The 25,566-nt window shown below is 65.2% G+C and carries 22 protein-coding genes; 7 read left to right on the top strand and 15 right to left on the bottom strand.

The annotated features are described in order from the left end of the window. Positions 1-97 precede the first annotated feature (97 nt). From CH251_RS20405 to cobM, 13 genes are all read right to left on the bottom strand, one after another. Positions 98-1,096: an LLM class F420-dependent oxidoreductase gene (locus CH251_RS20405; RefSeq protein WP_094614769.1), complete on the bottom strand. Its 999-nt coding sequence runs from the start codon at positions 1,094-1,096 to the stop codon at positions 98-100. A 205-nt stretch (positions 1,097-1,301) separates the two neighbouring features. Next, positions 1,302-2,255, bottom strand: coding sequence for a cutinase family protein (locus CH251_RS20400; protein ID WP_094614768.1), 954 nt, complete (start codon positions 2,253-2,255; stop codon positions 1,302-1,304). Between the two features lie 12 nt (positions 2,256-2,267). Then, a complete protein-coding gene (locus CH251_RS20395) occupies positions 2,268-2,813 on the bottom strand; it encodes a DUF732 domain-containing protein (RefSeq protein ID WP_094614928.1) in 546 nt (181 codons plus the stop codon). Positions 2,814-2,896: 83 nt separating this feature from the next. Further along, positions 2,897-4,798, bottom strand: a complete 1,902-nt coding sequence (locus tag CH251_RS20390; RefSeq protein ID WP_094614767.1) for an alpha/beta hydrolase-fold protein — start codon at positions 4,796-4,798, stop codon at positions 2,897-2,899. A 221-nt stretch (positions 4,799-5,019) separates the two neighbouring features. Then, a complete protein-coding gene (locus tag CH251_RS20385; protein ID WP_052047297.1) occupies positions 5,020-6,033 on the bottom strand; it encodes an alpha/beta hydrolase family protein in 1,014 nt (337 codons plus the stop codon). Between the two features lie 329 nt (positions 6,034-6,362). Continuing rightward, positions 6,363-7,373, bottom strand: coding sequence for an alpha/beta hydrolase family protein (locus CH251_RS20380; RefSeq protein ID WP_179273485.1), 1,011 nt, complete (start codon positions 7,371-7,373; stop codon positions 6,363-6,365). A gap of 219 nt (positions 7,374-7,592) precedes the next feature. Next, positions 7,593-9,458, bottom strand: a complete 1,866-nt coding sequence (gene zomB, locus CH251_RS20370) for a flagellar motor control protein ZomB (RefSeq protein WP_094614765.1) — start codon at positions 9,456-9,458, stop codon at positions 7,593-7,595. After that, positions 9,436-10,341 carry a decaprenyl-phosphate phosphoribosyltransferase gene (locus CH251_RS20365; RefSeq protein WP_045197991.1) on the bottom strand — a complete coding sequence of 302 codons (906 nt, stop codon included), beginning with the start codon at positions 10,339-10,341 and terminating at the stop codon, positions 9,436-9,438. The genes zomB and CH251_RS20365 overlap by 23 nt, the downstream gene beginning before the upstream one ends. After that, positions 10,338-10,874, bottom strand: coding sequence for a phosphatase PAP2 family protein (locus tag CH251_RS20360; protein ID WP_052049813.1), 537 nt, complete (start codon positions 10,872-10,874; stop codon positions 10,338-10,340). Before CH251_RS20360 ends, CH251_RS20365 begins: the two co-directional genes overlap by 4 nt. Beyond that, positions 10,852-12,759: a glycosyltransferase gene (locus CH251_RS20355; RefSeq protein WP_094614764.1), complete on the bottom strand. Its 1,908-nt coding sequence runs from the start codon at positions 12,757-12,759 to the stop codon at positions 10,852-10,854. The genes CH251_RS20360 and CH251_RS20355 overlap by 23 nt, the downstream gene beginning before the upstream one ends. After that, positions 12,756-13,985, bottom strand: a complete 1,230-nt coding sequence (gene glf, locus CH251_RS20350; protein WP_179273486.1) for a UDP-galactopyranose mutase — start codon at positions 13,983-13,985, stop codon at positions 12,756-12,758. The genes CH251_RS20355 and glf overlap by 4 nt, the downstream gene beginning before the upstream one ends. Before the next feature lie 67 nt (positions 13,986-14,052). Continuing rightward, positions 14,053-14,802, bottom strand: coding sequence for a precorrin-6A synthase (deacetylating) (cobF, locus tag CH251_RS20345; protein WP_179273487.1), 750 nt, complete (start codon positions 14,800-14,802; stop codon positions 14,053-14,055). Continuing rightward, a complete protein-coding gene (cobM, locus tag CH251_RS20340) occupies positions 14,799-15,542 on the bottom strand; it encodes a precorrin-4 C(11)-methyltransferase (protein WP_094614761.1) in 744 nt (247 codons plus the stop codon). The genes cobF and cobM overlap by 4 nt, the downstream gene beginning before the upstream one ends. 181 nt (positions 15,543-15,723) lie before the next feature. Here cobM and CH251_RS20335 point away from each other — a divergent pair, with 181 nt between their 5' ends. Next, the gene (locus CH251_RS20335) at positions 15,724-17,940 is read left to right on the top strand and encodes an N-acetylmuramoyl-L-alanine amidase (RefSeq protein ID WP_094614760.1); all 2,217 of its coding nucleotides are present in this window, start codon (positions 15,724-15,726) and stop codon (positions 17,938-17,940) included. Between the two features lie 77 nt (positions 17,941-18,017). Here CH251_RS20335 and CH251_RS20330 read toward each other — a convergent pair whose 3' ends face one another. Beyond that, complete coding sequence (locus CH251_RS20330) at positions 18,018-18,854, bottom strand: HAD family hydrolase (RefSeq protein WP_094614759.1); 837 nt, start codon at positions 18,852-18,854, stop codon at positions 18,018-18,020. A gap of 75 nt (positions 18,855-18,929) precedes the next feature. On the opposite strand from CH251_RS20330, the gene CH251_RS20325 reads away from it, so the two are divergent. From CH251_RS20325 to CH251_RS20300, 6 genes are all read left to right on the top strand, one after another. Beyond that, positions 18,930-19,961 carry an NADP-dependent oxidoreductase gene (locus tag CH251_RS20325; protein WP_094614758.1) on the top strand — a complete coding sequence of 344 codons (1,032 nt, stop codon included), beginning with the start codon at positions 18,930-18,932 and terminating at the stop codon, positions 19,959-19,961. 57 nt (positions 19,962-20,018) lie between these two features. Next, positions 20,019-20,531, top strand: a complete 513-nt coding sequence (gene msrA, locus CH251_RS20320) for a peptide-methionine (S)-S-oxide reductase MsrA (protein ID WP_094614757.1) — start codon at positions 20,019-20,021, stop codon at positions 20,529-20,531. A 180-nt stretch (positions 20,532-20,711) separates the two neighbouring features. Then, the gene (locus tag CH251_RS20315; protein WP_094614756.1) at positions 20,712-21,983 is read left to right on the top strand and encodes a YhgE/Pip domain-containing protein; all 1,272 of its coding nucleotides are present in this window, start codon (positions 20,712-20,714) and stop codon (positions 21,981-21,983) included. A gap of 19 nt (positions 21,984-22,002) precedes the next feature. Next, on the top strand, positions 22,003-22,746 hold the full coding sequence (locus CH251_RS20310; protein WP_037187130.1) for a CPBP family intramembrane glutamic endopeptidase: 744 nt from the start codon (positions 22,003-22,005) through the stop codon (positions 22,744-22,746). Between the two features lie 5 nt (positions 22,747-22,751). Next, entirely contained in the window at positions 22,752-23,345 is a 594-nt protein-coding gene (locus CH251_RS20305; RefSeq protein ID WP_094614755.1) for a DinB family protein, read from the top strand. Positions 23,346-23,485: 140 nt separating this feature from the next. Then, a complete protein-coding gene (locus CH251_RS20300) occupies positions 23,486-24,820 on the top strand; it encodes an HNH endonuclease signature motif containing protein (RefSeq protein WP_094614754.1) in 1,335 nt (444 codons plus the stop codon). 73 nt (positions 24,821-24,893) lie between these two features. On the opposite strand, the gene CH251_RS28160 is transcribed toward CH251_RS20300, so the two are convergent. After that, complete coding sequence (locus tag CH251_RS28160) at positions 24,894-25,565, bottom strand: hypothetical protein (RefSeq protein WP_143537862.1); 672 nt, start codon at positions 25,563-25,565, stop codon at positions 24,894-24,896. Position 25,566: the final 1 nt, after the last annotated feature.

Genomic DNA, 25,566 nt, shown 5'->3' with positions numbered 1-25,566 from the left:
CCGAACAGCGTTTTATGTTACTGACTAGTAGCTCTTATGGTGTCGGTTTGGCACCTGGTTTGAAAGGCCAGCTACATGGTACCGACACGCGCCTACGTCACTCGCCTTTCAGCAAGTCGACAACCGGCGCGAATGCTTCCATTTGAGTAGGGAAAACCCCGACATAGGACATCGTCGTTCGCGCGCGAACGTTACGGATCTGATCGGCAATTTCCTCGTATGTCCCGAATGCGAGGTACGGAGACGACAGGATGTCCTCGACGGTTAGCTTGACGTCGACGTCCACGTTCGGCGGGTAGCCGTTGTCGAGTGCCGCCAGCGCCATCTCGGCCATCTGCTCGCGATCGTCGGTGACGACGATCGTGGTGATGGCCCAGTTCAGTTCGATGTCGTCGAACCGATCGCCCGCTGCCGCGCGAATGAGATCGACACGCTCGAGGGTCTTCTCGATGGTCATGCCCGAGAGCAACAGCTTGCCCTCCTTCGAGGTGCTCGGCACCACGGAGATGATGTCGGCGTGCTTGGCCGCCAGGGCGAGCATCCTCGGACCGCCACCGCCGATGCAGATGGGAGGACGCGGTCCCTGGCGGGGCCGAGGACTGCCCTTGAGTCCTGCAATCGTGTAGTGCTTGCCCTCGAAGTTGCATTCCTGACCGCGCAACAACACGTCGAGAATTTCGAGGGTCTCCTCCAGCTTCTCGATGCGCACGCCAGGGCGGTCGTACGTGATTCCCGCCTTGTCGTATTCCTCACGCATCCAACCCGCACCGAGACCGAGTTCGAGCCGCCCACCCGAGAGCACATCGATGGTGGCCGCATCCTTGGCCAGCACTGCGGGATGCCGGAAGCCGTTGGCCAACACAGCGGTGCCGAGCCGAATCTTGTCGGTGGCGACGGCGAGCGCTCCGAGTGCTGCGATGGGACCGACCTGGTTGCCCAGGTGGTCGGGGATCATGAAGCTGTCGTAGCCCAGTTCCTCGGCCTGTTGCGCCAGCTTGATGAACTTCCGAGCCCCGCCCTCCTCGGCGTTTCCCTCTCCGCCTGCAGCGAATCGGAATTTGCGCGGCCCTGCGGTCGCGGCCTCGGCGGAACTCATCTATTGCTCTCCTCGGAGTGTGCAGCGGTCTTGTTTCGGGTGACGCGAGCAGCCCGGTCGGGCCGATCTGCGCAGGTCCAAGGCGCCACTCTAGCCGCTGGCCCGAGCCGATCACACCGGCTGGGGGCTTCGCGGCTCAGGTTTGTGCCCGGCACCAGATCGCTGCACGTGACGTTGTGACGTTTCCGTTATGAAGCGTCGTCGCTCACGAATGCGCGGGCGTCGGGGCATTCTCGATCAGTCCGGCGGCCCACCCAGCGGTCCACTGAGTAGCCGTCGTACCGGATCCGTCGACGACAAAACTGTTGTACGACGCATGTACCGGGTTGCCTGCAGCGCCGATCAGAATCTGGATGCTCTGCGGAATGTTGCGGAGCGACAGTCCATCCGACGGTGACGAGCAGATCAGGTCCCCGGGTGCGCAGATCTGGTTGGTCCGGTCGTCGAGGGCACCGAAGCCACCTTCTCGGCGCCCCGTCATCGTGATGCCGGGCAGGTCGAGTCCGCCGAGAGCGACCTCGGCACCGACGCCGTCGAGCGGGCCCGGAACATCGGTACCGGAGACGCCGTCGCGTCGGCCGTCGGCGATGAGGGTGACGCCGAGAACGCGATCGGCGGAGATGGGACCGTTGCCTGCTCCGATGTCGGCCGCGATGTCACCGGAGATGACAGCGCCCTGCGAGAAGCCGGTGAGAACGAAGTTGGTCAACGGGCAACGTGCACTGACGTCGGTCATCTTCTGTACGGCGACGGCTTTGCCTTCGGTACGGCTGTTGTTGTACGACTGCTGGCCGTCCGGCGGCAGCGCGATGGGATTCGAGAACTGAGCCACGTACGGCACGGTGTAGACGTCGGCCCGCGATCCCGGGAACTGCTCCTGCAAGGGGCGAGTGACGTTGAGCATCAACGAGGCCGGATTGGCCGTCGGGTTGTACGGATCATCGGTGGCCGACGACTCCCAGGTACCGGGGATGGCGATGACCTGGACGTCGGGGCAGTCGGCCGGCTGCGACGTCGGCTCCTCGGGTCCCGGAGGCACCGGGATGCCCGGTTCCTTCGGCAGCCGTCCGGCAAGCAGGTACCACAGAGCGACGATGATCAGACCGATGATCGCCGCAACGGCAACAACCGGAAGGATTCTGCGCTTACGCTTGGCCATCACCGTGGATCTCTACGGCCTGCAGTACGTCGCCTGCGCGGCGGCGATGTAGGTCTGGGCTGCCTGCTGAGCCTGCGTCTCGCTCATCTGAGTTCCGGAGGCGCTGGCCTCGACGCCGACGTTCGCCGTGACGAAGGTCGAGATCTCCTCCGCCGTGACGCCCTGCGCCTGCGCGGCGCAGATGTAATTGGCCGTCGACACCGCGATGTCGCCGTTGCCCGCCGGGGTGATGCCTTGCTTCCTCAGCTCGTCCAGGAAACTCGTACCGCGGTCGTCGATCTGGCTTTCCGTCGGCCCCGGAAAATCGTCCGGGACGGGCTGCGGCTGCTCGGGCGGCGCGGTGGCTGCCTCACCCGGACTCGTGGTCGGCGCAACGGTGGTGGTGGTCTCGGCAGCCGACGTCGTCGAACTCGCCTCGGTCGTCGTCTCGGCAGCCGAGGTGGTGCTCGTCGGCGCTCCGGTAGCCGTCGAGTCGTCACTCCCGCAGGCCACCAGCATCGAACTCGCCGCCACGGCGAACACACCGAGCGACAGAGTCCTGGTGAGGGAATTACGCATCATCGATCGAAATCCTTCGGTCGTCGGGTCGCAGGCGAGAGTACCGCCACGCTCTGAGAGGACTCTGAAGAGTCATGCACGCTCTACGGCGCGATCGTGGCAACGCCGTCCTTGACGGTGATGATGCCGAACTGGAAGTTCTGCTGCTTGCCGCCACCGTCGATGTCGAACTGATCGCTGGTGGGGTAGCCCAACCGGCCGCCCTCGTAGCCGACCGATCCCCATGCGTCGAAGATCGGACCGTACGGGGTGGACCACGCTCCGCTGAGCGGGCTCCAGTAGATGTTGCCCGTCTCGAACTGGTTGAAGCGTCCGCCGTCCCTGATCGGGCCGAGCTCGTTGGACTTGGGGAACCCGAGAGCTCCACCCTCCCAACCCAATTCGCCGTACTTGCCCAAGATCATGCCCTGCACCGAATGCACACCGGCATCGGGCGAGGTGTAGATGGCACCGATCTCGAAGCCCTGTACCGATCCGGGCTTGTTCGGCGTTTCGACCTCGTCGAGCACCGGGTAGCCCAGCGGTCCGCCCTCGTAACCCTGAGCGGCCCACTCGTCGAGCACAGCTCCCTTGACCACGTGCGCGCCGGTCTGCGGCGTGAAGTAGACCATGCCGTTCTGGAATGCGTTGAACCGTCCGCGACCGTCGGGAGTTCCGATCTCGCCGGTGGTCGGGAATCCGAGCGCACCCTCGGGGCCCCTGTTGCCCTGGTAGATGCCACCGATGGCACCGGCGACGACCTGCGCACCGGTATCGGGGCTGAAGAAGACCCGGCCGAACGTGAAGTCCTGAGCGCGACCTCCGGCCACGTTGTACTCGGCGGTCAAGCACGGGCCGAGCCACGAATTGGCACCGCTCGCGTTGCCGATCAGGCCGGCCACGCTGCATGCGGGCTTGTCGACCTCGACGCCGAGTGCGGTGGCGAGCTGCGGCCACAGCTGATGCAGCTCGAACTGCCAGTACGGCCACGAGTGCGTGCCCGACGGCCGGTAGTTGACCTGAGCGGGGATGCCGAGCTGGTTGAGCTTGGTGGCGAAGGACTGCGAGGTCAGGCGGGAGAGAATCTCGAGCCCCATGCCTGCGTAGTTGGTGCTCACGCCCGGAATGCCCGACGGCTGGTCGTACGGTCCGGTCGAGCCGTTGCCACTGGAGATGTAGAGGCTGACGCCCTTCAGCTTGTCGGCCAGCAGGTACGGATCGTGCTGTGCCCACAGGGAGTTGGACGGCGAGCCCCACATGGCGCTGGAGCTGTAGCCGCCCGCGTCGGTCATCGCGTACTGGATGGCCTGCGGCATGCCGAGCGAGGTGGTGGTCAGGATCCCCGAGAGCGATCCGGCGAACTTGAAGAAGCCGGGGTTGCGCGCGGCCAGGAACATCGCGGACGTACCGCCCATCGACAACCCGACGACTCCACGGGTGTCGGTGCTACGCCAATCCCGCTCAAGAATCGGTGGGAGCTCCTGGGTCAGGAACGTCTCCCACTGGTAGTTCTTGCCGTTGTCCTGATCGAGCCAGTCGGAGTAGAAGCTGGACTGGCCGCCGATGGGAAGGACCACGTTGACGTTCTTGTCGGCGAAGTACGACTCGGCGTCGGTCTCGGCCGTCCAACCGTTCTCCTGATCGGTCGCGCGCAGGCCGTCGAGCATGTACACCTGCGGGAACGTGGCCTGCGGGTTGATGTTCCAGTCACGCGCGAGCAGCAGCTGAACCTGGATGGGCGTTCCCATCGAGGGCGACTGGATCCACAGCGCGACGCGACGATCGGAGAGCCAGTCCACCGACGTGACGGTGGCACCGGACGTCTGCGTGTAGGCGGGGCCGGCCAGCGCAACAGGGGCCGTCTGCGCGATGGGGGCAGCAGAGGCAACGGTCGTCGTCGCGAAGGGGATCATCAGCGCGGAAGCGACGGTCAGTGCTGCTGCCGCTCGCCGAGCCCGTGTGCCGGCCGATGTAGTCCGACCGAACCGAACAAGCTCAGTGCGCATGATGGTGACTCTCTTTCGACGTGACTTTCGAAGGTCTCCTATCGAGACATGCTTCGTATGTCTTTCTACACGTGCCCGATGCCGACGAGCAGCAGACGCGCTGTGACTGGTGGTGCAATTGTGAACTGAGTCGGCGATGACGACCATGGCCGGACCGAAAAATGCCGCCCGGCGCACAGACGCGGGGCGGCATTTCTCGAAGAACGACTACTCGATCGGTGTCAGGCGTTCAGCGCGTCCAGGATCTGGCCGCGAGCCTTCCACAGCTCGGCTCCCCAGTACGGCCATGCGTGGATGCCGTTGGACGGGAAGCTGTAGGTGGCCGGGATGCCAAGAGTGTTCATCCGGATCTGGAATGCACGGGTGTTGGCGAGCGAGAGTGCCTCGAGGGCCATGCCGTTGGCGGTGTTGTAGAAGTCGATCGGCGCAGCCGGACGATCGAACTCGCCGGGCAGACCGCTGGCCGCCGAGATGTACAGGGACATGCCCTCGAGTCGCGGCGCGAAGACGAACGGGTCGTTGCGCAGCCACGCCGGGTTCCACGGCGGTCCCCACATGGAGTCGACGTTGAAGCGTCCGGCATCGAGCATTGCGACGCGGATGGCTTCACGCATGCCGGGTGCCGAGATGTTGAGGTAGCCCGAGAGCGAACCGGCGAACTTGAACTGATCGCGGTGGTACGCGGCGAGCGTCAGAGCTGCCGAACCACCCATCGACAGTCCGAGAACACCGTTGTTGCTGCGCGAGACACCGTAGTTCTCGAGGAACGCAGGCAGTTCCTGCGTCAGGAACGTCTCCCACTTGTAGGTGACTTCCTGGCCGTTGAAGTTCGACGAGGTGTACCAGTCGCTGTAGAAGCTCGACTGACCGCCGACGGGCATGACCAGGGTCACGTCGTCGTTGGCGAACTGATCCTGCGCGTTGGTCTCGAACGTCCAGGCGTTGCGGTCGTCGCGGGCGCGCAGTCCGTCGAGCAGGTAGAGAGCCGCGTTGCCGCCGCGGGCCGCCCACTGGACCTGAACCTTGATGGGGCCCATCTCGGACGGGACGATCAGGTCTTCACGGCCACCGGCAGGGGCCTGGTGCGCGACGGGAGCGGGCGCTGCAACAGCGACTGCTCCACCGACGACACCGGCTGCGAGGGGAAGGACGAGTGCTGCAGCACCGACGCCGAGCAGGCGCTGACGCCAGCGTGAAGACGCCTTCGGTGTTCTGCTGAGGCCGGCAAATCGCATGAAACGTGCTCTCTCTCATCTACGCGGTCTCCGCGACATGCGGCCCCCGGCAATCGAACAGGGCTTTCCTGGTGGCCCCTCCGGGCCGAAGGACGATGTGGTCCCGAAAAATCTGAGGTTCTGCTGTGAAACAGGCGAACCGCTCGATGGAGGTTATTCCATCGAGCGGTTCCAAGGCAAAACTGTGATCAGCGTCCCAGTTTCACCTCGACGTTTCCCTGAAACAGGAGACTATCCTGCTCGGTCCCCGCTGAACAGCCCTGAAAAGTCGTGAAGTTTCACGAAGGGCCGAGAAGCGGGCGAAACGACCGAAATGATCCGTGACCGGGTCAGTTACCGATGTTGGCGCTCAGGTCCGGTGCCATGATGCGGATCTGCTCGCCCCAGTAACCCCACTGGTGGGTACCGACGGCCGGGAAGGCATAGGTGACGTTGTTGGCACCGATGCTGGCCATCCGGATCTGGAACGCCCGACTGTTCGCCAGTGCGATGGCCTCGAGGCCCATGCCGTTGGCGGTGTTGTAGTAGTCGATGAAGCTCCGCGGGCGATCGAGTCCGCCGGGCAAGCCGCTACCTGCGAACACCCACACGCGGGTTCCGTTGTCGCGCAGACGAGGCGCGAAGACGAACGGGTCGTTGCGCAGCCATGCCGGATCCCACGGCGGTCCCCACATCGCGTCGATGTTGTAGCGACCGGAGTCGAGCAATGCCAGACGCATCGCTTCACGCATGCCGGGAGCGGAGATGTTCAGGTAGCCGGACAGCGAGCCCGCGTAGCTGAACTGGTCCGGGTGGTAGGCCGCGAGCGTCAGAGCAGCCGAGCCACCCATCGAGATACCGATGACACCGTTGCGGTTGGGGTTGAAGCCCCAGTTGGCGCGCAGGTTCTCACGCAGGTTCTGCGTCAGGAAGGTCTCCCACTTGTATGTGGTCTGCTGGCCGTTGAAGTTCGACGGTGCGTACCAGTCGGAATAGAAGCTCGACTGTCCGCCGACCGGCTGGACGACGTTGATGTTGTACCCGGCCAGTACGGCACCGGCGTCGGTCTCGTGCTCCCAGCCGGAGATGTCGGTGGTGGCCCGCAGCCCGTCGAGGAGGTAGACGACACGGTTGGTGTTGCCGTCCGCGGCGCGCCAGACGCGACTCTTGATCGGACCCATGCTCGAGTCCGTCCAGACGTCGATGGCATTGCCGTCGAAGGCTGCGTTGGCAGTTGCGCCACCGCCGGCTACAGCCAATCCCAGTGGGAGGACCACCGCCATCAGCATGGACGTGGCGGCGCGCCGTCCCCAGGACCCACCCCGCTTGTCCTCGGACCGGCTCTTCCTTCTACCCAGCATGCACTCGACCTCTCAGCTGCTTCATCGTCACATCGGTTACGCAATCAACGCTTGATCTCGCAAGTTCATCATGTCTGCCGCCCGACCACAGAGGTCGGACGCATACACATCCTCCGCACTTATCGCGCGAAGGACGACCCCCGTTACATGATCGAGATAGCTCATCTTGGCGTCGAGACCATTTCGGCGCAACCCGGTGACCTTTTCGTGTTCGGACACCTAATTGTCCGCCTTCAATATCGGGGCCGGAAGATCACATCGTTGTATTTCGTACTTCGGCACCCGATCGAACCGATATCCGGCGTAGAAGAGCGAACGCTTGAAGTTCCGGACGAACAGATCCTTCGTCAACGGAGCCCGATACGAGGTGAGCAGCTCCTGGGTGTCGGGGCAGGTCAACGCCACCTGAGCCTCGGTGACCCAGTCCTCGTCCATGTACCAGGGCAGGTACGGATGGACGGCGACGAGTCCGAGATCGGCCACCACCCAGTCCGGATACAGATTCTTGTCGTGTCCGATCCGGCCGTTCTCGAGCCGCTCGGTGTGTGACGCCAACGGGTACGCCAGCCCCATCTGGTCGATGACCCGCACGTCGAGCCCGACGTTCATGCTGGTCATTCCCAGGTTGAGGAAGAAGACGGTGTGACCGAACCCACCCTCGGGGATCGGCAGCGGTGGCGGCACGACATCCCAGTACGTGAACTGGGCCGACGGCAACAGCAACCCGCCGTCGGGAGTGTCCTCGATCGCCTCGACCATCCCTCGCATCCGCGGGTAGTCGAGGTAGTCCGAGGCCAGAATCGGATGGGCGTGCCCGGTGTTGAGCGAGTAGAACGCCCGCTCGTCGACGATGCCACTGCGTCCGACGATCGAGCCCTGCGGCATTCCCGTCGTATTGGCAGCCACCACGGCCCAGACCACGATGCCACCCCAGACGAACAGATCGGCGACGAAAACCGCTGCCGCGCGGTCTGCGGACCAGCGTTTCGGGAGGGCGACCGGTAGCACCGAAATCGGCAACAAAAGCGTGAACAATGCCGGCAACAATGTCCGTCCGTGCATGAAATCGCCGCCGACGCGAATGGCGTACAAAGCCAGCAGAAGGCCACTGATCAACACGAAAACGACCACGGCGGTCGGCGTCCGCAGAGCTGCGAGCCAGCCGCCGACGGTACGGGGTAGGGACAGCCGCACTCGTGAGGCCGACAGTGCGGCACCGACGACGAGCAGTAGGAGCGGGAGCCACAGCAGGTATGGGCCCACGAGGTTGGACAGGTACTCGAACCCCTGCGACCACTTGGCTCCGCCAGCATCCTTCGACACCGCGGTGTTGGGGTACGGCAGGCCGTAGTAGCCCATGCGCCAGATCTGATAGAGCACCGGCACGGCTCCGGCGAACGCGAACACTCGCAGCCTGGACAACCAACTCTGTGGGGCCAGGAAGATCATCGCCAGCGCCAGCACCGCCACGATGGACAGTTCCGGACGCACCAGCGGGCCGAGCCCGGCGAAGAAGGCCAGCAGGAGCAGCTCGACGCCACCGGAGCGGCGCTGTCCCCAGCGGACCATCAGCACCCACAGCATCGCCAACCAGAAGATGACCAGGCAGGTCTCGAGGCCGGACGTGGCGAAGTCGCGGGCGGGCGGAACCGCGATGTAGACCAGTACACCGGCGGGCAGGAACAGAGTCCGCGACGCGGTACGCCCACGTAGCGCGAAGGTGCCCATCATCGCCAGAACGACGGCCGCCGTGGACAGGACCAGTGCGATCGTCAGGACGACGTACTCGAGCCGACCCTCGCTCAGCCAGCTGCCCGCGTAGACGAGATAGGTCCAAATGGTGCTGGTGTTGGTTTCCACGCGTTCGCCCGCGTTGAACACCGGTCCGTTGCCTGCCAGCAGGTTGCGGACGGTACGCAGAACGATCAGGCCGTCGTCGGCGATCCAGCGGCGCTCCCACGCACCCCAGAGGAACAACGCCCCGGTGACCACGGTCCCGATCCAGAAGACGGGCCTGGTGATCGATGCCCGAGCGGAGTTCTCTTCTCGCGCGTCTCGCTGGTCAGGCGAGGTAGACAGCGACACCAACCACTCCGATCCACGCTATGGCGAGTAGCTGCAGAACCCTGTCTCCCAACGCGATCTCTTCGGGTTCGCCTGCCTCGCCGCCATCGACATCCACTGCGTATCGCAGGATTGCGATAGTAAACGGAATCATCGAGATGGCGAACCAGTTGGCACCCGTGCCCGCGTCTTCCTGGAACGCCCACAGGCCGTAACAGATGACGACAGCGGTCGCGGACAGTGTCCAGACGAATCGCAGGTACGTGGTGGTGTAGTTCTCGAGCGATTTACGGATCTTCGCTCCGGTGCGTTCGGCCAGCTGGAGCTCGGCGTAGCGCTTGCCGGCCGCCATGAACAGCGAACCGAACGCCATGATCAGCAGGAACCACTGCGACAGCGGGATCGAGGCAGCAACCCCACCGGCGATCGCACGGAGCAGGAAGCCCGAGGACACGATGCAGATGTCGAGCACGGCCTGGTGCTTGAGGCCGAAGCAGTACGCCAGCTGAATCGCGATGTAGACGCCGATGACCAGCGCCAGCTTCCAGTTCGCGATGAACGAGAGGCCGATGGCGAGACCGAGCGAGACAACCGCCATCGCGTAGGCGATGTTGACGGGCAGTACGCCCGCCGCGATCGGCCGGAACCGCTTGGTGGGGTGCGCACGGTCGGCTTCGACGTCCATGGCGTCGTTGACCAGGTAGACCCCGGACGCGGCGAAGCAGAACACGACGAACGCGAGCGCGACGGACAGCAGAACGTCGGGGTCGGTGACCGAGCCCGCCGCCAGCGGTGCGGCCAGCACCAGAACGTTCTTGACCCACTGACGCGGACGAAGCGCCTTGACGATGCCGTCCGCCAGGTTCTTCGGCGGTGCGCCTACGGGTGCGGCATCCTCGCTCATTTGTCTCCTTCGAACTTCACGACGGCCGCAGCCGTCAACGCGCCGAGTGCCGATCCGGCCAGCACATCGGTGGGGTAATGGACTCCGAGCACCAAGCGCGAGAGCAGCATGGGTGGGACGAGGACCGCCGGTAACGGTAGCCCGGTCACCCGGCCGAGGAGAACCGCGGCGGCTGTGGTGGACGTCGCATGCGAGGACGGGAAGCTCAGCTTGCTGGGTGTCGAGACGTTGATGCGCACGGCCGGGTCGTGGGGCCGCGGCCGGCGCACGATGCGCTTGATGACGATCGACGCGGCGTGGGAACCGACTGCCCCGACGGCCACCGAGGCCCACTGACGCCGACGCGGCCGGTCCAGTGCAGCTCCGATACCGGCGATCGCGACCCATCCGAGTGCGTGTTCGCCGAAGTGCGACATGCCGCGGGCGACGGTGATCGCGCCGGGGGCACTGCCGACGGTGCTCTGCACCTTCTCGAGGATCCTGACTTCCGTCGGAGCCTCGGTCTGTCCCTTACGCCTGGTAACGAAAGACACGTTCCCACGTTTCCTTACTGGTCAGGTGCGGCACGGCATCGCGGTACCGAGCCTTGAGGGCGGGGAATTCGGCTGCCAACTGCTTGCGCAGCGACAGAGCTTCCTTGAGCAGTGCTGCGGCCTGCTGACGATCCCGCTTGCGGTACACGACGCCCCGGCCGTCGGCGGTGGTGACGGTGACGCCGTCGACCTGAGACAGCAGGAACCAGCGCGCGTCGAGAGTCGGGACGTTGAGCTGCGGGCGATCGTGATGCTGGGTGTGCGCAGGCTTTGTGTTGTGCAGCAACCCTTTTGCCAACCGACCGATCTTGGCGAGCGGGTTGGTCGGCAGCCCGACGGCTCCCACTTCCTCACCGGACGCCAGGGGCAGCTCCGTGGAACTGCCGACGACGACCGCGTCGGGAAATTCCTTGCGCAGCGCGTGCACGGTCGGCAGTGCGGTGGGCAGGATCTCGAGGATGTGCTCGGGGCCGGCGAGGAAGTCGCGGATCGCGAGGTTCTGGATCGCAACGGTCGAGTATTCGAGGCACAGCAGATGCTTGACCGTGGCCTTGATCGTGTCGAGCACCAGGCCCTTGCCGTCGCCCGGCATGTGCAGCGATGCGACCACGAGGCGGTTGCGCAGATGGAAGTACGCCTGCCAGTCGATGGCGTCGTCCTTGTCGCTCCACGCCATGTGCCAGATCGCCGCACCCGGCAGGGTCACCGTCGGATATCCGGCTTCCCGTGCGCGCAAGCCGTATTCGGCGTCGTCCCACTTGATGAACAGTGGCAGCGGCTGCCCGAGTTCCTCGGCGACGACGCGCGGAATCATGCACATCCACCAGCCGTTGTAGTCGACGTCGATGCGGCGGTGCAGCAGCTTGCTGGTGCGCAGCGGGTCCTCTGAGAAGTCGTGGTCGTACTCGACGTTCTGCGCACCGGTCCACATGAAGTTGCTGCGATCGATCACTTCACCCATGACGTGCAGATGGCTGCGCGCCTGCAGGTTGAGCATCTGGCCGCCGACGAGCGTGGGGACCTTGGCGAACCGAGACATGGCCAGCGCCCGCAGAATCGAATCGGGCTCGATCTCGATGTCGTCGTCCATGAACAGAATGTGTTGGCAGGCAGTGTTGTTCAGTGCCTCGTACATGATGCGGCTGTATCCGCCGGACCCACCGAGGTTGGCCTGGTCGTGGATGGCGAGGCGGCCACCGAGTGCCGCTGCGGCCTCGTCGAATCCGGGCTCGTCCTTGGCCTTGCGGGTGCCCTGATCGGGCATGATGACGGCCTGGACCACCTCCAGCACCAGGGGATCCGAGCCAAGGGCGACAAGGGCTTTGACGGCGTCGGTCGGGCGGTTGAACGTGGGGATGCCGACGGCAACCGTGGCCTCACCCGGTGCCTCGATCGGCGCGTACCAACCCGCGCTCTCGAGCACCACCTCGGAATCGGAGGTGATGTCGAACCAGATCCATCCGCCGTCCTCGAACGGACCGAGATCGATCAGAAACTCTTGCGCCGCATCGCCGTCCACGGCCTCACGGCCCTCGACGTGGATGCGCGACGCGTCGGCCTTGGACCGGTAGACGTCGATTCGGCAGTGTCCGGAGACCTCGACGCGCAGCACCACGGACTTCAGGACGCTGTAGCGCCGCCAGTAGCTCGCCGGGAAAGCGTTGAAGTAGGTGCAGAACGACACCTCGGACTCGGAGCCGATGGTGACCGAGGTTCGCGAGAGCGAGTGTGCGCGTTTGGCATTGGTGAGCGCTTCTTCGAGGTACAGCGTGCGCACGTCGAGCGGTTCGCCCGAACGCGGCAGCAATACCCGCTGCAGCAACGACTTACCGAGGACCGGTGCGGCGTCGGCGATGCCGTCCTCGAGCAGGTGCTTGGCGGTCACTTGTCGCCTGCCAGGGGTGCGCCGGTCTCGAAGTGCGGAACCAGGGTGTTCTCGTACATGTTCAGCGCGCTCGCGATGGCCATGTGCATGTCCAGGTACTGATAGGTGCCGAGGCGACCACCGAACAACACTCGGTTGGACGCTGCTTCGGCCTTGGCGCGGTCGCGGTAGGCCTCGAGCTTGCTCCGGTCGTCGGGAGTGTTGATCGGGTAGTACGGCTCGTCGCCGCTCTTGGCGAAGCGGGAGAACTCACGCATGATGACCGTCTTGTCGGTCGGGTACTGGCGCTCGGGGTGGAAGTGCCGGAACTCGTGGATCCGGATGAACGGCACGTCGCCGTCGTTGTAGTTCATCACCGGGGTGCCCTGGAAGTCACCCGTCGGGAGTACCTCGGTCTCGAAATCAATTGTGCGCCAGCCGAGTTCGCCTTCGGAGTAGTCGAAGTAGCGGTCCAGTGGGCCGGTGTAGACGATGGGAGCGTCGGGGCTCTCGGCCACGAGCTCGGCCTTGACGTCGAACCAGTCCGTGTTCAACCGGACCTCGATCTTCTCGTCTGCGGCCATCTTCTCGAGCCACGCGGTGTAACCGTCGACCGGCAGTCCCTCGTAGGTGTCGTTGAAGTAGCGGTTGTCGAACGTGTACCGCACCGGCAATCGGGTGATGTTGCCTGCGGGCAGGTTCTTCGGATCGGTCTGCCACTGCTTGGCGGTGTAGTCCTTGATGAACGCCTCGTACAGCGGGCGTCCGATCAACGAGATCGCCTTCTCCTCGAAGTTCTGTGCGTCCTTCGAGTCGAACTCGCTGGACTGCTCTTCGATGAGGGCACGCGCCTCGGCAGGCGAGAAATACTTGCCGAAGAACTGCGAGATCAGGCCGAGGCCCATCGGGAACTGATACGACTGGCCCTTGTGCAGGGCGAAGACGCGGTGCTGGTAGCTCGTGAAGTCGGTGAACTTGTTGACGTAGTCCCAGACCCGCTTGTTCGAGGTGTGGAACAGATGCGCGCCGTACTTGTGGATCTCGATACCCGTCTCGGGCTCGGCCTCGGAGTACGCGTTGCCGCCCAGGTGGTGCCGCCGATCCAGCACGAGGACACGCTTGCCCAACTGGGACGCCGCCCGCTCCGCCACGGTCAGTCCGAAGAACCCGGATCCGACGACGATGAGGTCGTATCGGCCGGTCACGGAGGCGTCGGAAGAGGTGGTCTCGGGGCTTACAGCAGTCACGGGCAACCAGGGTATCCGACGATCGTGACCGCTCTACCCCACCAGGCGCCGATCGCCGGGCCCGGTGTCATTCCAAGGAACGTCGAAGCAGGTAGGTGTCCATCACCCAGCCGTGCTGGGACTTGACCTCCTCGCGGGCGCGCCGGATCTCGCCCAGCACGTCGTCGAGCGGACCCGCCACCAGCTTCTCGTCCGCCGTCCCCAGATTGGCTCCCCAGTGGATACCCCATCCTGCGCCGGTCAGCGCGCTGCAGGCCAGGTTGCCGTCGAGCATGACCACGAGGTTGTCGAGGCCGGCGGCGACGTCGCCCGCCAAGTTCCTGCCGGTGGTGATGACGATCGGTCCGCCGATGCGGTTGAGGACGAGGCGATGACTCGCCGCCAGCATCGACACGCTGGAGATACCGGGTGTGACATCGAACTCGATGTCGCCGCGCAACGCAGCCAACCGCTCGACGACGCGGATAGTGCTGTCGTAGAGCGCGGGGTCTCCCCAGACGAGGAATCCGACGACGGTGCCTTCGGCGAGGCCGTCGAGCACATCGGCGTAGGCGCGGGCGCGGGCGTCGTGCCAGTCGAGGACGGCGGTCTCGTACTCCCGGGGCGAACGGTCGCGGGGCGGGTCGGGTACCTCGATCACCCGGTAGCTGCCACCGTGGTGGCGCTCGAGTATCTCCTGCCTGGCTGCTGCGAGATCGCCGACGGACGCACCCTTGTCGGCCACGATGAACACGTCCACGGCCCGCAGTTTCTCGACGGCCTGGACGGTCACCTGATCCGGGTGGCCGCCGCCGATGCCGATCAGATGGATCCTCACGAGCGGTCCCGACACGCGTCGTACAGATGGGATTCGGTGACGACGCGTCGAGCCAGGGCGGGCCCCACCAGAATGACTGCGGCCTGTCGTAGGTCCGCGGCCTCGACCTGATCGGCGATGTCGGCCAGCGTGCCGCGCAGAATCAGCTCGTCCGGCTTGCTGGCGTGGAAGACGACGGTGGCGGGGCACTCCGGGCCGTAGAACTCCGTCAGTTCGTCGGTCAGGATGCGCGTGCGCGTGATCGCCAGGTGCAGCGCCAAGGTCGCCCGGGTGGCGGCGAAGTTCTTCAGTGCCTCGGTATCGGGCATCGCCGTCGAGCGGGCCTGCGCGCGGGTGAGCACCACCGACTGCGTCACCTCGGGAACCGTCAGCTCGACGCCCAGTGCGGCGGCTGCAGCCGCGTACGCCGGAACGCCAGGGGTGACGTCCCAGGGCACGCCTGCGGCGTCGAGTCGTGCGGACATCTCCGCCAGCGCGGAGTAGAGGGACGGATCCCCCGAGCACAGGCGGGCGACGTCCTCGCCGCGCTCGTGGGCTGCGACCAGCTCTGCGGTGATGGCGTCGAGGTCGAGCTTCGCGGTGTCGACCAGTCGGGTGCCAGCGGAGCAATGTTCGAGGATCGCGTGGTCGATGTAGGTACCGGCGTAGACGCAGACCGGGCTCGATCGCAGAAACCCGACGGCCCGCAGCGTGAGCAGGTCGGCAGCGCCCGGTCCGGCTCCGATGAAGTGCACAGTCACAGCTGAAAAGCGTATGCGACGCGCCCGACGCGCCGCGCCACTGGACTTCCCGGCTGTGGCTAACTGTCAAGCTAAGGTTTAGCCTTGTGTCTGATGGGACTCATGTTGCTGATGTGATGCATGTTGTTCAGCAACTGGAGATCCTACGACGCGTACCTACCAACAACCAGGGAGTACCGCCTTGCCGAACCGTCGAACGAAGCCGTCGATCGTTCTCGGTGCTGTCGCACTGCTGGCCGTCGCGACCCCCTTTGCGGTCGCAGGCCTCACCGACAGCACGACAACCGGAGTTCGACCGGCCAACGAGACAACCCCCGTCACTGTGCCGACCAAGATCGTCGAGACCGCGCTCAGCGCTGCACCGGACATCGTGATCCCGCTGCAGGAGCTCACCGGACTGCCGTTGCCCGATCTACGGCTCTCCGATCTGAAGTACCTGCCGCTGCCGGATTCCATCGTGATCCCGCCGATCGAGATTCCCGACATCCCGGGTCTCACCACGCCGGCCCCGGGCAACGCGACCGCACAGGCCCCGATTCCTCGGGTGGACGCAGCAGCACCGGTCAATCCGGAAGCTGCCGATCCGACCGGTCCGCCGCTCGGTGCCGCCGTCAAGGAGATCAAGCAGGACACCCCGTTCAGCATGGTGGCCCTGGCCTCCGAACAGCTCGACGGTGCTTCCGCACAGGTTCGCCGGCAACTGGAGGACGGATCCTGGGGTCCGTGGCTGGAAACCGCGCCGGTGGATACCACTGCGAGCGACGCCGTTCCCGCTCCGGAAAAGCAGGGCACCGAGCCGATCTTCGTCGGACTGACCAAGGCCGTGCAGGTGCTGCTGACGCCGATGACGAGCAGTGCAGCTCCCGAAAGCTTTGCGACTGCACCGGTTCCCGAGGTTCCGGTCGTCGAACTGCCAGCCACCGACGCAGCCGAGGCTCCCGCTGCTGCGGAGCAGCCGTTGGGCTACACGCCGGCGTCATCGAGCAAGCCACTGCGCCAACAGGATCCCGCCCCACTCGATCCGGCTGCAATGGATCCGGCCGCAGCCGAGCCTGCACCGGCAGATCCGGCAGCGGATCCCGACCAGGCGAGTTCCGCAGAGCAGTTGGCTGCGGCGGTCAACGACATCAGTGCCGTGCTCATCACGCCCGGCACGTCGCCGGTCGACTCGGCACTGAGCGACATCGCCACTCCCGTCGCCGGTGACGCAGGCCCCAAGGTCATCACCCGCGCGCAGTGGGGTGCCGACGAGTCGATCCGTTGCGCCACACCGACGATCGACGACTTCCTCGGCGGTGCCACTGTGCACCACACCGCAGGTAGCAACGACTACTCCAAGTCCGAATCGGCGGAGATCGTCCGCGCCATCTACGCGTACCACGCGCAGACACTCGGCTGGTGCGACATCGGCTACAACGTCCTCGTCGACAAGTACGGCCAGATCTTCGAGGGTCGCGCAGGCGGCTTGGACAAGCCGGTTCAGGGCGCTCACTCGGGCGGGTTCAACGAGAACACGATGGGCATCGCCATGATGGGCGACTACTCCAACGTCGATCCCTCGCAGGAGACCATCGACTCGGTCGGCAAGTTCCTCGGTTGGCGACTCGGCAAGGCCGGTCTCGACCCCAAGGGAACCACGACGATGACCTCGGAGGGAACGGATTTCACGTTCGTCGGCAAGGGCAAGAGCGTCGACCTGCCGGTGATCTTCGGTCACCGCGACGTCGGCAACACCGAATGCCCCGGTGACGCCGGATACGCACGGCTCGGGGAGATCCGCGACATCGCTGCGGCAAACCTCGGCGGCGGCGGAGATGCCACTCCGGCATCGCCCGATGCGCCCGACACCACTCCGGATTCTGCGGTCACCGATTCGACTCCGGCACGTCCGGGTACCGACGCCAGTTCCACTCTGGGCGAGAACATCCCGGCCCTGGTCGCCGAGTTGCAGCGATTGGCGTCGACCAGTCCTGTTGCACAGAAGTGGTTGTCCTCGGGCGGCGAAACCGGCGCGCTCGGCGTACCGGTGAGCGGTCTGGTGCAGGTGAGCGGCGGCCGCGAGAAGGCCCAGTTCGCCAACGGCGAGATCATCACCAACATGGCCGGCCAGGCTGTGGCCGTCATCGGCAAGATCTTCCAGCAGTACGTGCAGCAGGGTGGCGTCGACGGCGTCCTGGGTCTCCCGCTCACCGACGAGTTCCGGGTGCCGGAGGGCTTCCGGACCGACTTCGAGAACGGTTCGCTGATCTTCAACGAGCTCACCGGAATCGTCACCACGGTGATCAAGACGTACAACGACACCTACAACGCGGAGATGCAGAACCCCGTCGCAGCACCGGTGGAACCGGCTCCTGTGCCCGAGCCTGCTCCCGCACCGGAGCCCGCACCCGCGGGCTGAGCTTCACCAGCGACAAGGGCCGAGTCACCGTGGTGACTCGGCCCTTCTCGTGTTCGAAACGCCCCAGAACCGACGCATCACCACCAGCGTTCGAGGACGTGCGCCACTCCGTCTTCTGCGTTGGTGACGGTCTGTTCGTTCGCCGCCGCGACGGCAGCGGGATGCGCGTTACCCATCGCGACGCCCAGTCCGACCATCGAGAGCATCGGCACGTCGTTGGGCATGTCGCCGAAGGCCACGATGTCCTTCACGTCCACCGACAGCGTCTCGGCGACCTTGGCCAGGCCCGACGCCTTGGTGATGCCCGGGGCCGAGAGCTCGATGAGTCCGTTGTCGGTGGAGAACGTCAGGTCGGCTCGACCCGAGATCAGCGGGGACAGGACGTCGGCCATGTGTCCACTGGTGGAACCGGACAGCCGGATCAACAGCTTGACGGCCGGAACGTCGACCACGTCGTCCTCGGTCATCTCGACGTTGTCGGGGTTCAGCCACGCGTGCTCGTAGCCGGGCGAGCTGACGAACTGCGGCGTGGCCGAGTCGTGTGCCGTCCGGCCCACTCGCTCGGCGGCCAGACCGCAGCCGGGCAACGCGCGGTAGGCGACGTCGGCCAACCACTGCAGTGTCTGCACCGAGAGCGTCTCGGCGCTGAGCACGCGATCGTTGGCGGCGTCGTAGATCACCGCGCCGTTGGCGCACACCGACATCGGCGCGTATCCCAGCTGATCGACGACGGGGTGGATCCACCTCGGCGGCCGGCCGGTGGACAGTACGAAGGGGACGCCGTCGGCCACGACGGCCGACACGGCACGCCTGGTGCGTTCGGTGACTCGCTCGTGCTGGTCGAGCAGGGTGCCGTCGACATCGCTGGCAACGAGTCGGGGGGCGAGGCGGGTGGTGTTCGGCGCGTTGGTCATCGTGACGTCATTCTGCCCTAGTGTCGAAGCACCCTGTTTTCGACATGCACGTCTTCGATGTGGAAGGAACGGTAGATGACATCTGTGAACCGTCAGATCCGATTGGCTCAGCGCCCGGTGGGACGTCCCGACGAGTCGACGTGGAACCTCACCGAGGAACCGATTCCCACTCCGGGCGACGGCGAGTTCGTCGTCACCGTCGACTACGTCTCACTCGACCCGGCGATGCGCGGCTGGCTCAACGATGCGCGCTCGTACGTGCCGCCCGTCGGGATCGGCGAGGTGATGCGGGCACACGCCGTAGGACGGGTGCTGGAATCGCATCACCCTGATTACGCTGTCGGAGAGATCGTTTCGGGCTCGTTCGGCGTCACCGAGCATGCGCTGTCGGACGGCACGGGCGTACAGAAGGTCGACGAATCCATCGCACCCGCACCCACATGGCTGGGAGCCCTCGGCTTCCCCGGACTGACGGCGTACTTCGGCCTGATGGACGTCGGCAAGCTCACCGAGGGCGACACCGTGGTGATCTCCGGAGCCGCCGGAGCCGTGGGCAGCATCGCGGGTCAGATCGCAAAAGCCAAGGGAGCCACTGTGATCGGCATTGCCGGTGGACCCGAGAAGTGTGCGTGGCTCACCGAAGAGCTGGGCTTCGACGCGGCGATCGACTACAAGAACGAGTCGGTGTACAAGGGCCTGAAGGCCGCTGCCCCCAAGGGCATCGACGTGTATTTCGACAACGTCGGCGGCGAAATCCTCGACGCGGCCCTCTCGCGGCTGCGCAAGGGAGCGCGAGTGGTGTTGTGCGGAGCCATCTCCGGCTACAACGCCACGGATCCGCAGCCCGGCCCGGCGCACTACCTGTCCCTGTTGATCAATCGGGCATCGATGACGGGCTTCATCATCTTCGACTACCTCGACCGCTACCAGGAGGGCATCGACGCACTGTCCGAACTGCTCACCAGCGGCAAAATGACCGCGCGGGAGCAGATCGAGATCGGCGGCGTCCCCGCCTTCGGATCGACACTGAACCTGTTGTTCGACGGTGCCAACACCGGCAAACTGGTCCTCGAGGTCGGAGAACGCACCCACGATTCGGAATTATGAGCGCGCTTCGTTCGTTGAACCACACGTATCGATCGATAAAGAGCTAGGAGAGCAACGATGTCTGCAGCCACCGAAACCGCCATTCTCGCCGGAGGGTGCTTCTGGGGAGCCGAAGAGCTCGTCCGCAAGCTCCCGGGCGTGATCTCCACCCGCGTCGGCTACACCGGCGGCGAGGTCCCGAACGCCACGTACCGCAACCACGGCAATCACGCCGAGGGACTCGAGGTCGTCTACGACCCCACCCAGACGACGTACCGGGATCTGCTCGAGTTCTTCTTCCAGATCCACGACCCCACCACCAAGAACCGTCAGGGCAACGACATCGGCGCGAGCTACCGCTCGGCGATCTTCTACCTCACCGACGAGCAGAAGCGCGTCGCCGAGGACACGATCGCAGACGTCGACGCGTCGGGACTGTGGCCGGGCAAGGTCGTCACCGAGGTCACCGCGGCCGGAGATTTCTGGGAAGCCGAGCCCGAGCACCAGGACTACCTGCAGAAGTACCCCGAGGGATACACCTGCCACTGGGTGCGTCCGGAGTGGAAGCTGCCGCGTAGGGCAAACGCCTGAGCGGCTGAGCCGCACACGTGCGCGGGGAGCCTGCGGTCGTTCCGCAGGCTCCTCTCCGGTCTCGTAGCCTGCTGCGAAGTTCCGTTCACATGGGTGGCGTAGCAGCGGTCGAACTACCGCGCACTCGGGAGCCGAACTTGCGACACTGATCCGGTGACCTCCGACAGAACCCCTCGGTCGATGGCCGACGTCCTACGTTCGCCGCGTTTCTGGCTCGCTCCGATCCTCGTGGTCTCGGCGCTGATGTCCTTTCTGGCTGCCTTGTATCTGGGCGGAGTCCTCGACCCGCGAGGCAATCTGCACGACCTTCCCATCGCGATCGTCAACCAGGACGAGGGCGACACCCTTGCGGGCGAGCAACGCAACATAGGCAACGACATCGTCGAGGGTCTGCTGCAGAACGTCGATCCGGAGAAGGTCGATTTCAGGGAAGTCGGCCCGGCGCAGGCACAATCGCTGCTGTCGACGGCCGAGGCCTACGGTTCCATCGTCATCCCCAGCGATTTCACCAAGAGAATGGGAATCCTCGCCCAGGCGAGCGTGATTCCCGGGGACGTCGAGAAGCCGATCATCACGGTCTACACCAACCCACGTGCCGGCAGTTTCGGAATGTCACTCGTGACCGGAGTGGCGACACCGGCGTTCGAGTCGGTCAATGAAACTGTGGGACAGCAGATCACCGAACAGGTACGCCAACAGCTCGGCGAGACTCAGCTCGCCGGTGCAAGTGCTCTCACCCTCGCGCTGCCGATCGATGTGATCGTTGCGCAATACGATCCTCTGCCCGACGGCACCGGCGGTGGCCTGTCCGCCTTCTATTACGCGCTCTTGCTCGTCCTGGCGGGCTTCACCGGTGCGACCATCGTCAGCGCACTCGTCGACGGCCTACTCGGATTCACACCCACAGAGATCGGTCCCAAGTACATCCATCGGGGACCGACCCTGATCAACCGCTTCCAGACGCTGCTCGTGAAGTGGCTCGTCATGGTCGTACTGGCCATGCTGGTGTCTGCCCTGTATCTGCTGATCAGTCATCTGCTCGGTATGCCGATCACCCACGCCTGGACCCTGTGGATGTACGGCGCGTTCGCGATCACCGCGGTCGGCATCACGGCATTGGCGGTGATGTCCGCGTTCGGCACCGCAGGACTGCTGATCAATCTGATCGTGTTCATCATCCTGGCGTTGCCGTCCTCGGGTGGCACCATTCCCCTCGAAGCCAGCCCGCGGCTCTTCACCTGGCTCGCGCAGTTCGAGCCGATGCACCAGATTTTCCTCGGCACCCGCTCGATCCTGTACTTCAACGCCTCACTCGACGCAGGGCTGCTGCACTCGGTGGGCATGACGTCTCTCGGACTGCTCATCGGGCTCGTGTTCGGTGTGGTGTTCACCCGCATCTACGACCGCAAAGGCCTCGACCGAAGCCTCGATTCACCGGGCGCTCACAGCTGACGCCAGTACACTCGATCCAATGCTTGCTGTGAATCCGGCCGGGAGCGTGGCACCCCGACGCGCCTTCCACGCTTACCTCGACGTCGCCATCGTCGTCCTCGTACTCGTGGGCACCAACCTCATCGCGCACTTCACCACGGTCTGGGCCAGCATCGCGACGGTTCCGATCGCCGCGGTTCTGCTGGTAGTCCTGGCGAACCGTCGCGGTCTGGGGTGGGCCGAACTGGGACTGTCTCCGAAGCAGTGGAAGACCGGATCTCTGTACGCACTCGGAGCCGTCGGGGTCGTCCTCACCGTCGTCGCGATCGGTGCGTTGCTGCCGCTGACTCGTCCGTTCTTCATGGCCGACCGATACGCAACCGTTTCTGCCGCAATCGTCGCATCGATGATCGTCATTCCGCTGCAGACCGTCATCCCGGAAGAACTCGCGTTCCGCGGCGTGCTGCACGGCACGCTGGGGCGCATCTACGGAGCTCGAGGCGTGTTCGCTGCAGGGTCCCTGCTGTTCGGTCTGTGGCACATCGCGTCGTCGCTGGGGCTGACGGCGGGCAACGTGGGGCTGAGCGGGTTTCTCGGCGGCGGACTGTTCGGGCAGATCGTCGGTATCGCGCTGGCCGTCGTGGCGACTGCGGCGGCGGGTGTGGTGTTCACGTGGCTGCGCAGCCGCAGCGGAAGTTTGATCGCCCCCATCGCCCTGCACTGGTCGCTGAACGGACTCGGCGCGCTGGCCGCTGCTCTGGTCTGGCACGCGTCGGTGAGCTGACGAGTATGGCCGAGCCGACCAGCATGAAAGACGACCTGCACCAGTATCTGCGGATCGCCCGCGAGAACATGCTGTGGAAGCTCGACGGCCTCACCGAGTACCAGAAACGACGGCCGATGACGCCGACTGGGACGAATCTCCTGGGGCTGATCAAGCACCTGGCGATCGTCGAATACGGCTACTTCGGCCTCACCTTCGGCCGCGAATTCCCGGCCCGATTCACCGAGCTGGAGAAATCAGCTGCGGCGCGATCGAACTCCGACATGTGGGCCGCTGCCGACGAATCCTCCGAGTTCATCGTCGACCTGTACCGCGAGGCCTGGTTGCACGCCGACAAGACCATCGAATCGAACGACCTCGACACCGTCGGACGCGTCCTGCACTGGCCCGCCGAGAAGCAGGAAGTCACGTTGCACCGCGTACTGGTGCATGTGTGCATCGAAACGAATCGACATGCCGGACACGCAGACATCGTGCGCGAGCTCATCGACGATTCCGTCGGGCTGCGACTGGGGAACGAAAACATGACCGACGGCGACGCAGCATGGTGGGCCGCCTACCGAGATGAACTGGAAACCGTTGCCAGAGAAGCTGACTGAGCGCATCACCTGACGTCTGGTTTTACCAACGCCTATCACACGCCACCGACAGGTTCTGCATAGCGAATAGTTAAGCGGCGCAATAGTTTTCGGTTGAACTATGGTTGCCAGTCGAACGTGCGTTCGATACACTTGCTCCCATGACCACGGAGATCTGGCAACTGAGCGAGAGCGAACTCCTCGCCGACGCCGCCGCGGTCTCCCACCAGATCCAACTGCTCGAAGCCCGACGCATCGCCCTCGTCGCAGAGATCGACACCCGCGTGAGCCGGGAGAAGCTCGGCTTCCCCGGACCCGCCGGCTGGCTGACCTCCACCACCCTGCTGTCCCCGAGCAGGGCCACCAAGATCGTCGCCCTCGCACGCGGGTTGAAGAACTTCCCCGACATCGCCGACGCCGTCAACACCGGCGTGATGACCGTCGACCATGCAGCCCTGATCCTCACCTTCGCCGAAACCCCACCGGCGAACCTGCCGGAAGAGGGGCGCGATGTCGCACGTAGAGCTCTGATCGCCGCCGCGACCGGGCCCGACGCGCGCACCGGCCGGATCCGTGCAGCGATCACCAGACTCGAAGACAGCTTCGGCAACAAGAAACCACCCGCCGAGGACACCGACCGCAACGAATTCTTCGCCTCCAAGACCCTCAACGGCCGGCTCGTACTCAAGGGAGACTTCGATGCGATCACCGGAGAAAAGCTGCTCACCGCACTCTCACCGCTGACCGAACCCCGCCCCGCCGCCGACGGCACCGATACACCCAAAACCGGAGACGACCGCAGCCCCGCCCGACGCCGCGCCGACGCCTTCGGACACATAATCGACCACTACCTCGCCTCGAGTGATCGACCCATCGAAGGCGGCGAACGACCCCACCTGAACCTGCACATCAGCCTGCGTGACCTCACCGACCTCCGCGACAGTGCCGACGCAGACGACATCGCCGACGACGAGAACACCCGCGCTGCAGACGAATCCGATGACGACGGCCACCCCTCCGCAGATCGCGGCGCATACAGGGACCTGTTCGGCGACGGCACCACAGTCGGGTGGCTGCCCTGGATGGGACCACTGTCCCGCAACACTTCCCGGCAACTCGCCTGCGACTGTGTCCTGACCGCCATCGTCATGGACGAGAACGGCTCACCGATCAACCTCGCCCGCACCGCCCGCACCGTCACCGCAAAACAACGCAAAGCCCTCATCGCCCGAGACCACACCTGCACGTTCCCCGGCTGCGGAAAACCCGCCGCCTGGACAGAGGCGCACCATATCCGGCACTGGGCAGACGGCGGCCCCACCGACATGAACAACCTCGTCCTCCTCTGCGGATTCCACCACCGACTCCTCCACCACAGTGACTGGGAAGTGTTCATCGGTATCGATCAGCACCCCTGGTTCGTACCCCCGGCGACCGTCGACCCCTACCGACAACCCAGACCATCCCACGCCCGAGCAGGCCCCCACATCGCCTGAGCCTGCCGACACGAACCGAACGAACAATCCAGCCCCGCACCGAGAACACGGTGCGGGGCTGGAAAAGGTTGGTTCAGGAACCCGAGGGAGCTGCCGGCGGAGCGGGAGGAGTCGCGCCATCGGCCGGAGCAGGCGGCGTCACACCGTCACCCTCAGCACCCGGTGTGGGCGGAGCAGGCGGCGTCACACCGTCACCCTCAGCCGGAGGCGCCGGCGGCGTCGCGCCGTCTTCCGGAGCGCACAGAGGAGCCGGTCCACCCTTGCCCGGGCCACCCTCACCCGGGCCACCCTCACCCGGTCCACCTTCAGCTGGTCCACCCGGACCACCCTTGCCCGGACCCCCGGCGGGGGGAGCGGGCGGAGTTGCCCCATCCCCCGGTGCCGCAGGAGTTGCGCCGTCCGCAGATCCCGGTGGTGTCGGAACGGCGGGCACCGTCGATCCGTCACCGGAGTCCGGGGTTGCCGGCACCGCAGGTACATCCGACCCGCCACCGCCGTCGGTCCGCTGTCCGAGGGTCGACGACGACGCCACCGTGGACACTCCGGGTGAGGCGTCCGGCCCTGTCGCAGCGAAGACTGCCGAGGCCACCAGCGCACCGACTGCGAGTCCCGCTGCCGCCGTCGCCACCATCGGCACCCGTCCCTTCCAGCGCTTCGGCTTGTTCTCCCGAGCTGCCTCGCTTTCGGCAGTCGCGGCGGGGCCGGGATTCGATGCGGCGGGGATCGGCTGAGTCTGATCGTTCACG

Origin of the sequence: Rhodococcus sp. 06-462-5, assembly GCF_002258315.1 — a bacterium.
In the GTDB taxonomy this organism is placed as follows: Bacteria; Actinomycetota; Actinomycetes; order Mycobacteriales; family Mycobacteriaceae; genus Rhodococcoides.
Note: the sequence above shows the minus strand (reverse complement) of the source record. Positions and strands in the feature narration are given on the sequence as shown.

What these genes read in the sequence shown, in the direction of transcription:
- CH251_RS20305 (WP_094614755.1), top strand. Translation starts at nt 22,752, where the DNA reads ATGGCCGAGCCGACCAGCATGAAAGACGACCTGCACCAGTATCTGCGG.
- CH251_RS20310 (WP_037187130.1), top strand. Translation starts at nt 22,003, where the DNA reads ATGCTTGCTGTGAATCCGGCCGGGAGCGTGGCACCCCGACGCGCCTTC.
- CH251_RS20385 (WP_052047297.1), bottom strand. Translation starts at nt 6,033, where the DNA reads ATGCGATTTGCCGGCCTCAGCAGAACACCGAAGGCGTCTTCACGCTGG.
- CH251_RS20365 (WP_045197991.1), bottom strand. Translation starts at nt 10,341, where the DNA reads ATGAGCGAGGATGCCGCACCCGTAGGCGCACCGCCGAAGAACCTGGCG.
- CH251_RS20400 (WP_094614768.1), bottom strand. Translation starts at nt 2,255, where the DNA reads ATGGCCAAGCGTAAGCGCAGAATCCTTCCGGTTGTTGCCGTTGCGGCG.
- CH251_RS20300 (WP_094614754.1), top strand. Translation starts at nt 23,486, where the DNA reads ATGACCACGGAGATCTGGCAACTGAGCGAGAGCGAACTCCTCGCCGAC.
- CH251_RS20330 (WP_094614759.1), bottom strand. Translation starts at nt 18,854, where the DNA reads ATGACCAACGCGCCGAACACCACCCGCCTCGCCCCCCGACTCGTTGCC.
- CH251_RS20315 (WP_094614756.1), top strand. Translation starts at nt 20,712, where the DNA reads ATGGCCGACGTCCTACGTTCGCCGCGTTTCTGGCTCGCTCCGATCCTC.
- CH251_RS20390 (WP_094614767.1), bottom strand. Translation starts at nt 4,798, where the DNA reads ATGCGCACTGAGCTTGTTCGGTTCGGTCGGACTACATCGGCCGGCACA.
- CH251_RS20325 (WP_094614758.1), top strand. Translation starts at nt 18,930, where the DNA reads ATGACATCTGTGAACCGTCAGATCCGATTGGCTCAGCGCCCGGTGGGA.
- CH251_RS20405 (WP_094614769.1), bottom strand. Translation starts at nt 1,096, where the DNA reads ATGAGTTCCGCCGAGGCCGCGACCGCAGGGCCGCGCAAATTCCGATTC.
- msrA (WP_094614757.1), top strand. Translation starts at nt 20,019, where the DNA reads ATGTCTGCAGCCACCGAAACCGCCATTCTCGCCGGAGGGTGCTTCTGG.
- CH251_RS20380 (WP_179273485.1), bottom strand. Translation starts at nt 7,373, where the DNA reads ATGCTGGGTAGAAGGAAGAGCCGGTCCGAGGACAAGCGGGGTGGGTCC.
- CH251_RS20395 (WP_094614928.1), bottom strand. Translation starts at nt 2,813, where the DNA reads ATGCGTAATTCCCTCACCAGGACTCTGTCGCTCGGTGTGTTCGCCGTG.